Source organism: Nesterenkonia maliinae, assembly GCF_051262655.1.
Lineage (GTDB): Bacteria > Actinomycetota > Actinomycetes > Actinomycetales > Micrococcaceae > Nesterenkonia.
Map to the genome: position 1 here is coordinate 1 of NZ_JBIMEY010000017.1, position 12,632 is coordinate 12,632.

Below are 12,632 nucleotides of genomic sequence, written 5' to 3' on the forward strand. Positions count from 1 at the left end.
CCCGTGACCTGGGGGTTTTAACACCCCCGACAGGGAGCCGGCCCACCCCCAGAGAACCAGAGCGATCTGCCGATCAAGTCAGGCTCTGCTTCGAGCTGGTCCTGTTGGGATCTAGGTCCGCTGCAGGAGGGATGGCCGGAAGACCCAATGTCCCTCGCTTCTCTGGAGCAGCGCGAGAGCCTCGGTGAGCATGGCCGACCGGAACACCGCGGTGTCGAGACCTGCTTGTTCGGCATCGCTGTGTCGGTACCCCTCCAGCACTGCGGCACTCACGTGTTCGTACCAGAGCCCAGGGTCGAACACCGAGGCATCCCCCTCTGCACACTGCGGGAGGGCGCCATTGCGGGAAGCCTCCATCACCACCTCTGCCAGAGAGATCAGCAGCGAGACCATATCTCTCATCGGCAGAGCACTGTCACTCATGCCACCGTCCTCGTCAACGATCCATCCACCGTCCCGCTCATGGGTGAGGATCCGCTGCAGGTTCAGTGCACCGTGGATCGTCTGCAGACCCATCGCCTGATCCGTCTTGCGGAGCTGCGAATTCAGATGATCGACGGTGTCGGGCAGGTCGCTGGGCACGGATTCGCCGAGGTTCTCGCGCACCTGGGTCCACTGGTCGTCCAGGGCCGCAGCCGACTCATCGATCATGGTCTCCAGCTGAGGGCTCGTCTGGGGGTAGGCACCGAAGGTTCCTGCCAGGTCTGCATGGAAGTCACCCAGGGTTCTGCCTAGCTGGCCGGCCTCCACGAGGAAGTCTGAACCTTGGTGCAGAGCGGTCCGGGCCAAGGTCGAGGCCGAGGCCCCTCCGAGCGAGGAGTCGCGAATGATCCCGAGATCTCCGCTGACCCAGTTGCGCTCCCCGGTGGTCGGGTTCGTCTCGGGCCAGCTTCCGGTGATCACTCCGAGCACACGGGACACTGTGCCGCGGCCGGTCTGCGCCAGCCGCAGCACCGTGTCGATGGCTGCCGAGCGCTGCGGAACCGGCTCCCGGAAGAAATCGACCACGGTCTTGCGGGTCTCTCCGTCTCCACCGTCGACGGTGACTGCGGTTCGGGTGGCGGCCGGCATCGGCGGGGTCAGCGGTGTCCGGTGCAGCTTGGAGGTGAAGGCGGGCCAGGTTGCGAAATCGGCGAACGCCTCCCCCCGCGAGCGACCGTTGCGGCTGCCCTGCTGGCGGCGGGCCATCTCGTGCCAGGCGGCGAGGAAGGCTCGGTCGTGCGCCCCGTCGTAGACCCAGAGGTCACCCTCGGCGGCCCGGAGTCGTCCGATGAATGCGGTCTTCCCGGCAAGCGCCGAGGGTCGGCTGCGCAGCGCCATCGGCACTGCCACCCGGGCCTGGCCGCCCGCGTGGTCGACGTGAAAGATGTGCAGCTCGAGGCGGACCCGCTGATCGGGGTCACCTTCCGGCGCGGGGAGCCGCAGGCCACCGACGCGGCTGATCACACGGCGCCCCGGTGCGGCCTGGAACCAGGACTGCTGGGACAGCCAGGTGCCCACCAGGTCCAGGAATCCCGCCTGTTCCTCGCCTCGGAAGCTCACCATCTACGGCCGTGCCCCCTGGCGTCGCATCGCGATCTCGTAGAGGCTGATGCCCACCGCCATGGACGCGTTGAGCGATTCGGTGGCGGAGCTGATCGGGATCGAGACGATCTGATCGCAGGTCTCGCGGACCAGGCGGGAGAGCCCCTTGCCCTCCGAGCCGACCACGATGATCACCGGCTCCTGGGCGAGTTCGATGTTCTGCAGGGAGATGTCGCCCCCGCCGTCGAGCCCGAGCACGAAGAAGCCGAGCTGCTTGGCCTCCTTCAACGCCTGGGTGAGGTTCTTCGCCCGCGCCACCGGGATCCGCGCGGCGGCTCCTGCGGAGGTCTTCCAGGTGGTGGCGGTGACGCCGGCGCTGCGGCGTTCAGGGATCAGGACCCCGTGCGCGCCGAAGGCCGATGCGGCGCGCAGCATCGCGCCGAGGTTGCGCGGGTCGGTGATCGAATCACAGGCCAGGAACAGCGGCTGGTGCGGGATGTGTCCCTTGGCGGCTCGCTCCAGCTCGTTCTCCGCCAGGTCCAGCACGTCGACGTAGTCGTAGGGCTCCAGCAGCAGCGCCAGACCCTGATGGACCGCGCCGCCGGTGGAGTTGTCGAGATGCCGGCGGGTGACCTCGCGGACCCGGACGCCTGCTTCGGCGGCGAACTGGAGAGCCTCCCGGACGCGTCCATCGGACTCCACATCGGTGGCGACGTGCAGCTCCTTGGCAGGGACGCGTTCGCGAAGCGCCTCGAGCACGGAGTTGCGTCCGGCGACCATGTCCTCGGCGCCGAACCCTGAGCCGCGCTGGCGGGGCTGGCTGCTCCTGGTCTTCGCGGCTGCCCGATCCGCGAGCATCTTGTCTCGGTGCGCCTTGTGGTAGACCCGGTCCTCCGCCTTGGGCGTGGGTCCCTTGCCGCGCAGCGCGCGTCGTCCCTGTCCCCCGGAGCCAGTCTGGGGGCCCTTCTTCTCTCTGCGGATCGCAGCCGATTTCGGCCGTGAGTCTTTCGCCATGTTCAGCCTTTCCTGGCCCCGCTGGCGGGGCTGGTGGTCGAACTCGTCTGGGCGAGCGCCCAGCGAGTTCCATCTTTGGAGTCTTCGAGTGCGATTCCGGCTCCGGTGAGCCTGTCGCGGACAGCGTCGGCGCGGGCGTAGTCCTTGGCAGACTTCGCCTCCACGCGCTCTTCGAGCAGCGCCTCGATCAGCTGGGTCAGCGCGGCCTCGGTGTGGGAGTCGCCGACGGATCCGGCTTCGGGGACGTCGCTGAGCCCGAGCACCTTGACCATGGTGGTCACGGCCGCGGCGCTGCGGGCAAGAGCCTCGTTGTCTGCGGCGTCGAGCGCGATGTTTCCGGCGCGCACGGTCTCGTGCAGCACCGCCAGCGCCTGCGGGACGTTGAGGTCATCGTTCATCGCCGAGGTGAACCCGTCGGGGACCTCGAGCTCAGCTCCGTGCTGCTCAGCGCTGTGCTGCTGTGCGCTGTGCTGCTGTGCGCTGAGCGTCTGGGCGGCACGGGTCAGAAATGTCTCGATCCGCTCGACGGCGGCCTGGGCCTCTTGGAGCGAGGTCGGCCGGTAGTCCAGCTGGGAGCGGTAGTGGGCCTGTCCCAGGAAGTAGCGCACGGCGCGAGGCCGGGCGGCGGCAAGCATCTCCTCCGGGGCGATGGTGTTGCCCACGGACTTCGACATCTTCTCCCCCGCGTAGGTCACCATCCCGTTGTGCAGCCAGAAGCGCGCGAATCCGTCGCCGGCGGCGGCGGACTGGGCCAGCTCGTTCTCATGGTGGGGGAAGCGCAGGTCCAGACCGCCGCCATGGATGTCGAAGGTGCTGCCCAGATACTTCGTCGCCATCGCCGAGCACTCCACGTGCCAACCCGGCCGACCGGCACCCCAGGGGGCGTCCCAGCGGGCGGTCTCCGGATCGGTGTCCTTATGACCCTTCCACAGCGCGAAGTCACGCGGGTCGCGCTTGCCGCGCGCATCGGCGTCGGCGGCGTCCTGCATGTCCTCGGCGCGCTGGTGAGTGAGTTCCCCATAGTGGGGCCAGGAGCGGACGTCGAAGTAGACGTCTCCGGAGCCGTCCTGGGCCGGATAGGCGTGATCGGCCTGGATGAGTCGCTGGATCAGCGCGAACATCTCGGTCATGTGCCCGGTGGCGCGCGGCTCGTAGCGCGGGCGCTTCACCCCGAGCGCATCATAGGCCTGGTGAAAGGCCTGCTCGAAGCGGTAGGCCAGGGCGAACCACGGCTCCGCTGCCGGGTAGTCCGGGCTGGGAGCGTGATCGGGCTGATGGGACAGCGCCGACTTCTCCAAGATCTTGTCGTCGATGTCGGTGACGTTGCGGACGCTGAGCACGTCGAAGCCGCTGTGCTCGAGCCAACGGATGAGGATGTCGAAGGCAACCGCCGACCGGACATGGCCCACGTGGGGGCGACCCTGCACCGTGGCGCCACAGTAGTACAGGGACACCCGGCCCGGCTCAAGGGGCTCGAAATCCCGCACGGTCGCCGTCTTGGTGTCATAAAGTCGCAGTGCCACGCGGCCAGCTTATCCGGTCCCCGGTTCAGAACGTGGAGATCACTCTGTTCAGCGCGTGAAGGTCACCCCGCCAGAGCGTCAAGAGGGCAAGGGCCAGCGCGTCACGACGACTACCGTCACAGCGCGTAGACCACCGCGGTGGCCGTGGCCAGGATGCCTTCGCCGCGGCCGGTGAATCCGAGTCCGTCGGAGGTGGTGGCGCTGATCGCGACCGGCGCTCCGGCTGCCGCGCTGAGCACCTGCTGGGCCTCCTCGCGGCGCGGACCGAACTTCGGGCGCCTGCCCACGAACTGCACGGCGATGGACCCGATGCCGAAGCCCGCCGCCGCCAGGATGCGGGCGGCCTCGGCCAACAGCTGCGCCCCCGAGGCGCCTTCAAGCTCTTCTCGTGCCGTGCCGATGGTGTCGGCTCCGAAGTGCACGCCGAGGTCTCCGAGGCCGGCGGCGCTGAACAGCGCGTCACAGCAGGCATGGGCGACGGCGTCGCCGTCGGAGTGTCCGGTCAGACCCTGCTGACCTGGCCAGAACAGTCCGGCCAGCCAGAGATCTCTCGGCTCCTCGGCGCTGGCGAAGGCGTGCACGTCGTGGCCGATCCCCACCCGCGGGAGCACCGGTCGGCGCGCCGCGGGGGGCTCGATGCTCTGCAGCAGGGCCTGGGCCGCGGCGAGGTCGGCGGCGGTGGTGATCTTCACGGCGCTCTCGGACCCGGGGACTACGGCGACGTCGACTCCCATGGCCTCAGCGATCATGGCCTCGTCGGTGAGCGCCTCGGCCTGAGCATCGGGGAGGTCCCCGATGAACGCGAAGGCCTGTTGGAGGAGTTCGAGGGTGAAGCCCTGCGGGGTCTGGACCGCGCGCAGCGAGGGCCGCGGCACGGTCTGCTCGACCTGTTCGGCTCCGGTTTCGGGGTGCGGCTCCGGGTGCACGCGCTTGATCGTGTCGGTGACCGGCAGCGCCGGGACGACGGCGGCGGCGCCCGCCTCCACCGCGGCGAAGACCCGGGCGTAGACGCTCTCGGGGGTCATGGCTCGGGCGGCGTCCTGGATCAGCACCGAGGTCGCCGCGGCGTCCCAGTCCGCTGCGGTGGCGCTGAGCAGGCGCTCGACTCCGGCGCGCACCGAGGAGGACCGACTCGCCCCACCGCGGGTGTAGAACACCGGTACCGCTGCGGCGGCGCTGAACTGCTCGCCCACCGCGGCCAGCTGGTCATAGCTGGCCTGGTCGCCGGGGAGCACCAGCACCACGGCGTCCAATCCCTGACTCAGGCCGTGGAGTCGCTGCAGCACGTGGGCGAGGATCGGGCGGCCTCCCAGGTCCACGCAGGCCTTGGGCATCCCGTGACCGAGTCGCTCGCCGCTGCCGGCGGCCACAACGATGAGCGCCCGGCGCGCTGTGACAGGATCTCCTGTCCCGGCGTCCGGGCGACTCATCGAGGGTGCTCCGTGGGGAGCGACCGTGGCTGCCGGTGCGACCTGAGGTCCCACCTGGCTCATATCTACTCTGCGACCTTCTCTGGCTCTGCCGGAGTCGGGGCCTGGTCGAGGATCTCGTCCAGGAGCTTCGCAGCGTCTTCTTCGTCGAGCTTCTTTGCCAGCGCCAGCTCGGAGACCAGAATCTGCCGGGCCTTGGCAAGCATGCGCTTCTCCCCCGCGGAGAGTCCGCGGTCGTTCTCACGGCGCCACAGGTCACGCACGACCTCGGCAACCTTGTTCACGTCGCCGGAGGCGAGCTTCTCAAGGTTCGCCTTGTACCGACGTGACCAGTTGGTGGGCTCTTCGGTGTACTCGGCACGCAGCACGTCGAACACGTGCTCCAGGCCTTCTGCACCGACGACATCGCGCACGCCGACCAGGTCGACGTTGTCTGCTGGCACCTCGATGGTCAGATCTCCCTGGGAGACCCGGAGCTTGAGGTACATCTTCTCTTCGCCGCGGATGGTGCGGGTCTTCACTTCTTCAATCGTCGCCGCACCGTGGTGTGGGTATACGACCGTCTCGCCGACCTCAAAATTCATGTAAATATTCCCCTTTCCCGACCTCGAGTTTATCACGCGTCACAATTGGCCCCGCGTGTCGTTCCAGATTCCGTCCGCCGTCACGACATAGGGTTCGCCGCCACTCGATTTCGACATCCTGTAGAATTGTCCGCAGATCAGACCAACGCGTAGGCGGAAGATTCTCCGCTGACGTGGATGCCATCTGCGCTGCACGCCAACCTCCGGGGTCCCACACCGCGTATCCTGGAGCTAATCCGCATCGCTCCAAGCTCGTGAGGAGACTCTCCACGTGAAGTTCTCAGCTGACACAGCCCGCCGCACCGCCGCGGCGTCCCTGGCCGCAGCCGCCCTGCTGGGGGCAACAGGCTGCAGCTTCACCAACCTGCAGGCCACCACGCTCGAGTACTCCGCCTCCGACGGCACCAGCACAGAGTTCAACGAGGTCAAGTTCCGTCACATCGCCTACGTCACCAGTGGGGTGGACAGCCCAGCTCGCCTGATCGGTTCGGTGAGCAACACCGGGCTCGAGGACGCCGAGGTGGAGATCTCCTCCGCGACGGAGACCTTCGCGCTCACGGTGCCCTCCCGGACGGTCGTCTCTCTGGAGAATGACGAAGAGCTCATCGCCGACTCCTTCGAAGGCATGCCCGGCGAGATGTACGAGGTCACCCTCAGCGTGGACGGCGAGACCGAGATGCTCGACGCGGCGGTGTTCGACGGGGTGCTTCCGGAATACCGTGACCTGGTTCCCGGCGGTGCCGATGAATCCGTCACGGACCATCTGGAGCACGGTCCCGACACCTATGGCAGCGGCGCCGCACACCACGACCCGGATGAAGAAGGCCACTGAGGCCAGGCTCCCCGAGTCACCGAACGCTGCCGCCCGCCGCAGCAGCACATAGCGAGGGCCCGCTTCCACGGAAGCGGGCCCTCGCTATGTGCTGAGCAGATGATGCCTTTCCGGATTCCGCTCATGAGTCCGCTCAGGACTCTGCGGCGGCCTCGCGCAGCAACCGGCGCAGCCGCTGCGGATCGATCCGCCAGAAGTCCTTGACCCGGCCATTGATGCGCAGCACCGGGATCTCCTCGGCGAAGCTGGCCAGCAGCTCCACGTCTTCGGTGATGTCTCGTTCGAGGACCGGCACGGAGAATTCCGCGCAGACCTCACGGGCCACCGCCAGCGCGTCTTCGCAGAGGTGACACCCCTGTTTGGTGAGCACCTCAACCTCGACCGTTCGGCTCATGACTGGTCCTGCCCTCCTCATGCCGTGCTGGTGGGACGAAGAAACCCCGGCCGCCTGCTGGCTGCCGGGGTTTCCTCACGCTTCCAAGAAGTCTTATTTCTTGTTGCGGCGCTGGTGACGAGTCTTCCGCAGACGTTTGCGGTGCTTCTTCTTCGCCATGCGCTTGCGGCGCTTCTTGATCACTGAGCCCATGGGGTGCAGTCCTTGTCTGTAGGTAAACAACGAGAAAAAGGTCTCGGAACAGTGTAGCCGCAAGGCCCTGCTGGGGCAGAATCGGGGACCGCCGTGAAGGCTCGGCCCGACCAGCCGGGTTCAGTCGAACCAGGGGTCCAGCCCGTAGAGCGGGAAGATCTCCTTGCGGGTCTGCATCACCGCGCGGTCCACGGCGTCTGACGGGTCGTAGCCGAGCTCCCAGGAGCGCCACCACAGCTCCGCGTCATCACCCATGGTCTCGGGTGCGGCAATCTCGTAGCGCTCGCGCACATGGTCCCTCCAGGAGCTGGGCACTGCCGCCTTCAGCGACACGGGCGAACCGACCAGGATGCCGGTCAGGTGCGCCCAGCTGCGCGGGACCACGGTGTGCACGGCGTAGCCGCCTCCACCGGTGGCGATCCAGCGCCCTTCGCAGTGCTCGTCGGCGAGATGGGCGATGTCCAGCGCGCTCTGCCGCTGCGCGTCCACGCTGAGCTGCAGATCCGAGAGCGGATCGTCGCGGTGGGAGTCGCAGCCGTGCTGGGAGACGATGACCTCCGGTTCGAAGGCGGCGACCAGCTGCGGGATCACGGCGTGGAAGGCACGCAGCCAGCCGGCGTCGCCGGTGGTCTCGGGCAGCGCGATGTTGACCGCCGAGCCTTCGGCTCCGGGACCGCCGGTCTCGTTGGGGAAGCCCGTGCCGGGGTAGAGCGCCACTCCGGTCTGATGGATCGAGATGGTCATCACCCGCGGGTCGTCGTAGAAGATGTCCTGGGTGCCGTCCCCGTGGTGGGCGTCGACGTCGATGTAGACCACGCGGCGGGTGCCCTGGTCCAGCAGCAGCTGGATGGCCACCGCGGAGTCGTTGTAGACGCAGAAGCCTCCGGCGCGGGACCGCGCGGCGTGGTGCATCCCCCCAGCGAAGTTCAGCGCCCGCACCGCGGTGCCGTCGATCAGGGCCTGCGCGCACTGCCGGGTCCCGTCGACGATCCGGGCGGCGCCGAGGTGGATCTCGCTGAACACCGGGGTGTCCTCGGTGCCCAGACCGTGGTCGGTGGAGGGGTGGCCGTGTTCCGCGGCCTTCTTCACGGCGGTGATGTAGTCCCCCGAGTGGACCGTTCCCAGCACCGCATCAGAGGCGATCTCCGTCTTGAGCTGCCGCACGTTCGATCCGCTGAAGAGCTCGAACTCCTGACAGAGCTTCGCCGTGAGATCCAGCCGGACGGGGTCCATGGGGTGGTTGGAGTTGAAGCGGTATTCGAGCAGCGCCTCGTCCCATACGACGGCGGCGGGGACTTCTCCCACGGGGGCCTCCTCAGGCGTGGTCGGCGAAATACTCCAGCTGGGAGACGTCTCCGGAGACGATGATGGTGTCCCCTGCGGAGACGAGGGTGTCTGGCTGGGCGTAGACGAAGTCCTTGCCCGGGGACTTCACGCCGACCACGTTGACCTTGTGCCGGCTGCGCGGCTGGCACTGGTCGATGGTCTTGCCGTGCAGCTCGCGCGGCGGGCGCATCTTCACGATCGCGAAGTCATCGTCGAACTTGATGAAGTCCAGCATCTGACCCGAGACCAGGTGCGCGGCGCGCACTCCGGCGTCGTGCTCGGGGTAGATCACGTGATGGCAGCCGATCCTGGTGAGGATCTTGCCGTGCGTGGGGTTGATCGCCTTGGCCCAGACCTGGCTGACTCCGAGGTCCACCAGGTTGGCCGCGATCAGCACGGAGGATTCGATGGAGGTGCCGACGCCGACGACGGCGGCGTCGAACTCCTGGGCCCCGACCTGGCGCAGCGCCTCGATGTCGGTGGCGTCTGCCTCGACCACGTGGGTGAGCATGTCCGCGTACTTCTGGACCAGGCCACGGTCCCGCTCTACGGCGAGAACTTCCTTGTTCTGGCTCACGAGCTGGTTGCTCAGCGCGATGCCGAAGCGTCCGAGCCCTACGACGAGGACCGGCTTGTTGCTCTGGGGGTTCAGCTTGGGCACGAATGCGTCCTTTTCCGCGAAGAAATCTGATCGACCTTTGCGGGGCCGAGTCCTGAAGTGTTGACTCCAGGGTAAACCCCCTGCGCCCCGCGGATGCTACCGGCTGGGCTGGCTCGACGGTGGGTGCGTCAGCCGATCATCGGGCGGCCCTCCGGGTAGCGATAGCGCACGCGGCTGCGCTGGCGCACGGTCAGCGAGGCGGCGAAGGTGATGATCCCGACGCGACCGGCGAACATCAGTGCCGCGAGCACGTAGAGCCCCTCTGGAGGGAGGTCCTCGGTGAGCCCGCTGGTGAGCCCGACGGTCGCGAACGCGGAGATCGACTCATACAGCGGGCGGCCCATGTCCAGTCCGGTGATGTACATCAGCCAGACGGTGGAGATCAGCACCAGGGTCGCGCCCATGGCGACCACCGAGACGGCGACCCGCACGGCTGAGGGCGGGATGGTGCGACCGTGCGCGGTGGACTCGGCGTCGCCGCGGGCCTCGGCGAGGAATGCCAGCCAGATCACCGCGATGGTGGTGACCTTGATGCCTCCGGCGGTGGAGGCTGAGCCGCCGCCGGCGAACATCAGCGCGTCAGAGATCAGCATGGTCTCGGCGTTCTGCATGTTTGACTCCACCACTGAGAATCCGCCGGAGCGCATGTTGACCGAGGCGAAGAGCGAGTTCTGCAGCTTCTCCCCGAGGGTCATCTCGCCGATGGTGGCGCTGTTGGACCATTCCATGACCCCGTAGAGCACCGCACCGATGACCATCAGCAGCAGCGTCACCTCCAGGGTGAGCTTGGTGTGCAGGCTCCAGCGCCGCACGTGCCACCGGTTGCGCCAGAGCATGAAGAGCACGGGGAAGCCGAGGCTGCCCAGGAAGACCCCGATCATGATGGTCCAGATGATCACCGGATCGTTGTCGAAGCCGGCGAGGCCCTCGGAGTGGGCCACGAAGCCGGCGTTGTTGAAGGCCGAGATCGCATAGAAGGTCCCGTCCCAGAGCCCGCTGGCGACGTCGCCGTTGATCTGGATGAAGCGCGGGATCATCACCAGCATCAGCAGCGCCTCCACCACGGCGGAGCAGATCACGACGGTGCGGATGACCTGTCCGGTCTCCCCCATCGAGCCGGTGGAGATGCCGCCCTCCTGGGCGACGAGCCGGGTGCGCAGCCCCAGGTTGCGGGTCACCGAGATGGCCAGCAGCGCGGCGATGGTGATGATGCCCAGCCCGCCGACCTGGATGCCGATCAGGATGACCAGCTCACCGGCGAAGGACCAGTGGTCCGCGGTGTTCACCGGGGTCAGCCCGGTGACGGTGACGGCCGAGGTGGCCACGAAGAGCGCCTCGTGGAAGGCCGCGGAGGAGCCCGAGGCGGTGGCCCAGGGCATCATCAGCAGTGAGGCGAACACGGCGATGGTGACCCCGAAGATCAGCATCGCCGCTCGTGCCGGCGAGGTGCCGGTGAGTCGTCCCATCCAGCGCTTCAGGTATGTCCAGGGGCCGGTCCGGCGCCCGCTGCCGGACTCAGTCTGCGCTGCGGAGCTCATCGGTGATCTCCGCAGAGCGGTGTGCGCTGGCCGTCACGGCGGCCTCGACCGCGGCGGGGAGGCCATGGTCGTCGAAGGCGTTGATGGCGCGCTCGGTGGTGCCGTTGGGTGAGCAGACGGCGCGGCGCAGCGCGGCGGCGTCGGCGGTGCCGGCAGCCTGGTGCTGGACCAGCATCTTTCCCGCCCCGTAGACGGTCTGCGCCGCCAGGTCCGCGGCGAGCTCCCGGTCCAGGCCGAGCTTCACGCCGGCCTCGGTCATCTGCTCGGCGAGGTAGAAGGCGTAGGCGGGCCCGGAGCCGGAGATCCCGGTGAGCGCATCGATCTGGGACTCCTCGATCACGTGGACGGCGCCGCTGGCGCCCAGCAGCGCGGCCACGGTCTCGGTGTCTTGGGGGCTCGCGTGGCTGCCCGGCACCAGTCCGACCACGCCGAGCCCCACCGAGAGCGGGGTGTTGGGCATCGACCGGATCACCGGCTGGCCCTGCGCGAGGGCTGCTTCGATCATCTCGACGCTGATCGCTGCGGCCACGGAGACCACCACGGCTGCCGGCTTGAGCACGCCGGCGATCTCTGCGGCCAGGGCCACGATGCCGTGCGGCTTGACCCCGAGGAAGATGATGTCGGCCTCGGCGGCGGCACGCCGGTTGGCCTCGGCGTCGTCCTGCTCGGCGAGCACGGTGACCCCGTACTGCTGCGCTCGCTCCGCGGCGGTGGCGGTGCTGCGCGTGGTGGCCTGGACCTGCTCCGGGGCCACCGCGGCCTCGAGCAGTCCCGCAAGGATCGCCCCGTTCATCGAGCCGAGCCCGAGCATCGCGATCCGCGGCGCGGCGGGCGTGCTGGTGCTGGTGCTGGTGCTGGTGCTGGTGGACATGGTCACTCCTGGCCGAGGTGCTTGCGGGCGAAGGCCAGGGATTCGGCGAGCCAGCGCTCCCGGTCCCCGACGTTGCGGGCGGTGCGGGTGGCGACCTCGACGGCGACGACGCCGTTGAACCCGGTTTCGGCGAAGTCGGGCCGGCCGAGCAGATCCATGGCCTCGGCCACACGCTGCTCCCCCTGGCCGGGGATCAGGTGGTCGTCTTTGAACCCGTTGGACCAGCCGTCGGTCAGATGCACATGGCGCAGCCGCTGACCCAGCGCCTCGACCGCCTCGAGGGAATCGGCCTCGGCCGTGGCCGCATGCGAGAAGTCCCAGGTGACATGGGGGTAGGGCTGATCCACGGGGTCCCAGTGGGGCAGGTACATCGTGGCCTCGCGGCCGCCGGCGCGCCAGGGGTACATGTTCTCCACCGCGAAGAGCACCCCGGTCTCGTTCTCGAGCTCCTTGATCCCCTCGGCGAAGCCCTCCGCGTAGCCGACCTGCCAGCGGAAGGGCGGATGCGCGACGACGACGCCGGCGCCCACCTCCTGGGCGAGTGCGGCGCTGCGCTTGAGCTTGTCCCAGGCGGAGCCCCAGACCTGCTGGGTGAGCAGCAGGGTTGGTGCGTGGATCGCCATGACCGGAAGGCCGAAGCGCCAGGAGAGCTCGTTCAGCGTGGAGGCCTGCTGGGACTCTCCGCGGTGGGTGACCATGACCTCCATGCCGTCATAGCCCAGGTCGTCGGCGATGGAAAAGCC

The 12,632-nt window shown here is 68.2% G+C and carries 13 protein-coding genes; 1 reads left to right on the forward strand and 12 read right to left on the reverse strand.

Features of this window, described 5'->3' with window-relative positions; genetic code table 11:
• Positions 1-111: 111 nt before the first annotated feature.
• From ACHAA4_RS15245 to ACHAA4_RS15265, 5 genes are all read right to left on the reverse strand, one after another.
• Entirely contained in the window at positions 112-1,545 is a 1,434-nt protein-coding gene (locus ACHAA4_RS15245; protein ID WP_435775033.1) for a maltokinase N-terminal cap-like domain-containing protein, read from the reverse strand.
• Entirely contained in the window at positions 1,546-2,538 is a 993-nt protein-coding gene (gene rlmB, locus ACHAA4_RS15250; RefSeq protein ID WP_435775034.1) for a 23S rRNA (guanosine(2251)-2'-O)-methyltransferase RlmB, read from the reverse strand.
• A 2-nt stretch (positions 2,539-2,540) separates the two neighbouring features.
• The gene (cysS, locus tag ACHAA4_RS15255) at positions 2,541-4,061 is read right to left on the reverse strand and encodes a cysteine--tRNA ligase (RefSeq protein ID WP_435775035.1); all 1,521 of its coding nucleotides are present in this window, start codon (positions 4,059-4,061) and stop codon (positions 2,541-2,543) included.
• A 116-nt stretch (positions 4,062-4,177) separates the two neighbouring features.
• Positions 4,178-5,491, reverse strand: coding sequence for a 2-C-methyl-D-erythritol 2,4-cyclodiphosphate synthase (gene ispF, locus ACHAA4_RS15260; protein ID WP_435775036.1), 1,314 nt, complete (start codon positions 5,489-5,491; stop codon positions 4,178-4,180).
• Between the two features lie 65 nt (positions 5,492-5,556).
• A complete protein-coding gene (locus ACHAA4_RS15265; protein WP_106123509.1) occupies positions 5,557-6,075 on the reverse strand; it encodes a CarD family transcriptional regulator in 519 nt (172 codons plus the stop codon).
• Positions 6,076-6,346: 271 nt separating this feature from the next.
• On the opposite strand from ACHAA4_RS15265, the gene ACHAA4_RS15270 reads away from it, so the two are divergent.
• The gene (locus tag ACHAA4_RS15270; RefSeq protein WP_435775037.1) at positions 6,347-6,907 is read left to right on the forward strand and encodes a hypothetical protein; all 561 of its coding nucleotides are present in this window, start codon (positions 6,347-6,349) and stop codon (positions 6,905-6,907) included.
• Between the two features lie 133 nt (positions 6,908-7,040).
• Here the strand turns inward: ACHAA4_RS15270 and ACHAA4_RS15275 are convergent, their stop codons facing one another.
• From ACHAA4_RS15275 to ACHAA4_RS15305, 7 genes are all read right to left on the reverse strand, one after another.
• Positions 7,041-7,301 (reverse strand): glutaredoxin family protein, encoded by a 261-nt coding sequence (locus tag ACHAA4_RS15275; RefSeq protein ID WP_435775038.1) that lies wholly within the window; start codon positions 7,299-7,301, stop codon positions 7,041-7,043.
• Positions 7,302-7,394: 93 nt separating this feature from the next.
• Positions 7,395-7,493, reverse strand: coding sequence for a 30S ribosomal protein bS22 (locus tag ACHAA4_RS15280; protein WP_081652675.1), 99 nt, complete (start codon positions 7,491-7,493; stop codon positions 7,395-7,397).
• Positions 7,494-7,613: 120 nt separating this feature from the next.
• Complete coding sequence (locus ACHAA4_RS15285; RefSeq protein WP_435775039.1) at positions 7,614-8,798, reverse strand: acetoin utilization protein AcuC; 1,185 nt, start codon at positions 8,796-8,798, stop codon at positions 7,614-7,616.
• A 10-nt stretch (positions 8,799-8,808) separates the two neighbouring features.
• Positions 8,809-9,480, reverse strand: coding sequence for a potassium channel family protein (locus ACHAA4_RS15290; RefSeq protein WP_106123512.1), 672 nt, complete (start codon positions 9,478-9,480; stop codon positions 8,809-8,811).
• 128 nt (positions 9,481-9,608) lie between these two features.
• The gene (locus tag ACHAA4_RS15295) at positions 9,609-11,018 is read right to left on the reverse strand and encodes a TrkH family potassium uptake protein (protein WP_435775040.1); all 1,410 of its coding nucleotides are present in this window, start codon (positions 11,016-11,018) and stop codon (positions 9,609-9,611) included.
• Positions 10,996-11,889, reverse strand: coding sequence for a pyrroline-5-carboxylate reductase (proC, locus tag ACHAA4_RS15300; protein WP_435775041.1), 894 nt, complete (start codon positions 11,887-11,889; stop codon positions 10,996-10,998). The genes ACHAA4_RS15295 and proC overlap by 23 nt, the downstream gene beginning before the upstream one ends.
• A 2-nt stretch (positions 11,890-11,891) precedes the next feature.
• On the reverse strand, positions 11,892-12,632 hold a 741-nt coding region (locus ACHAA4_RS15305), incomplete at its 5' end, for a sugar phosphate isomerase/epimerase family protein (protein WP_435775042.1).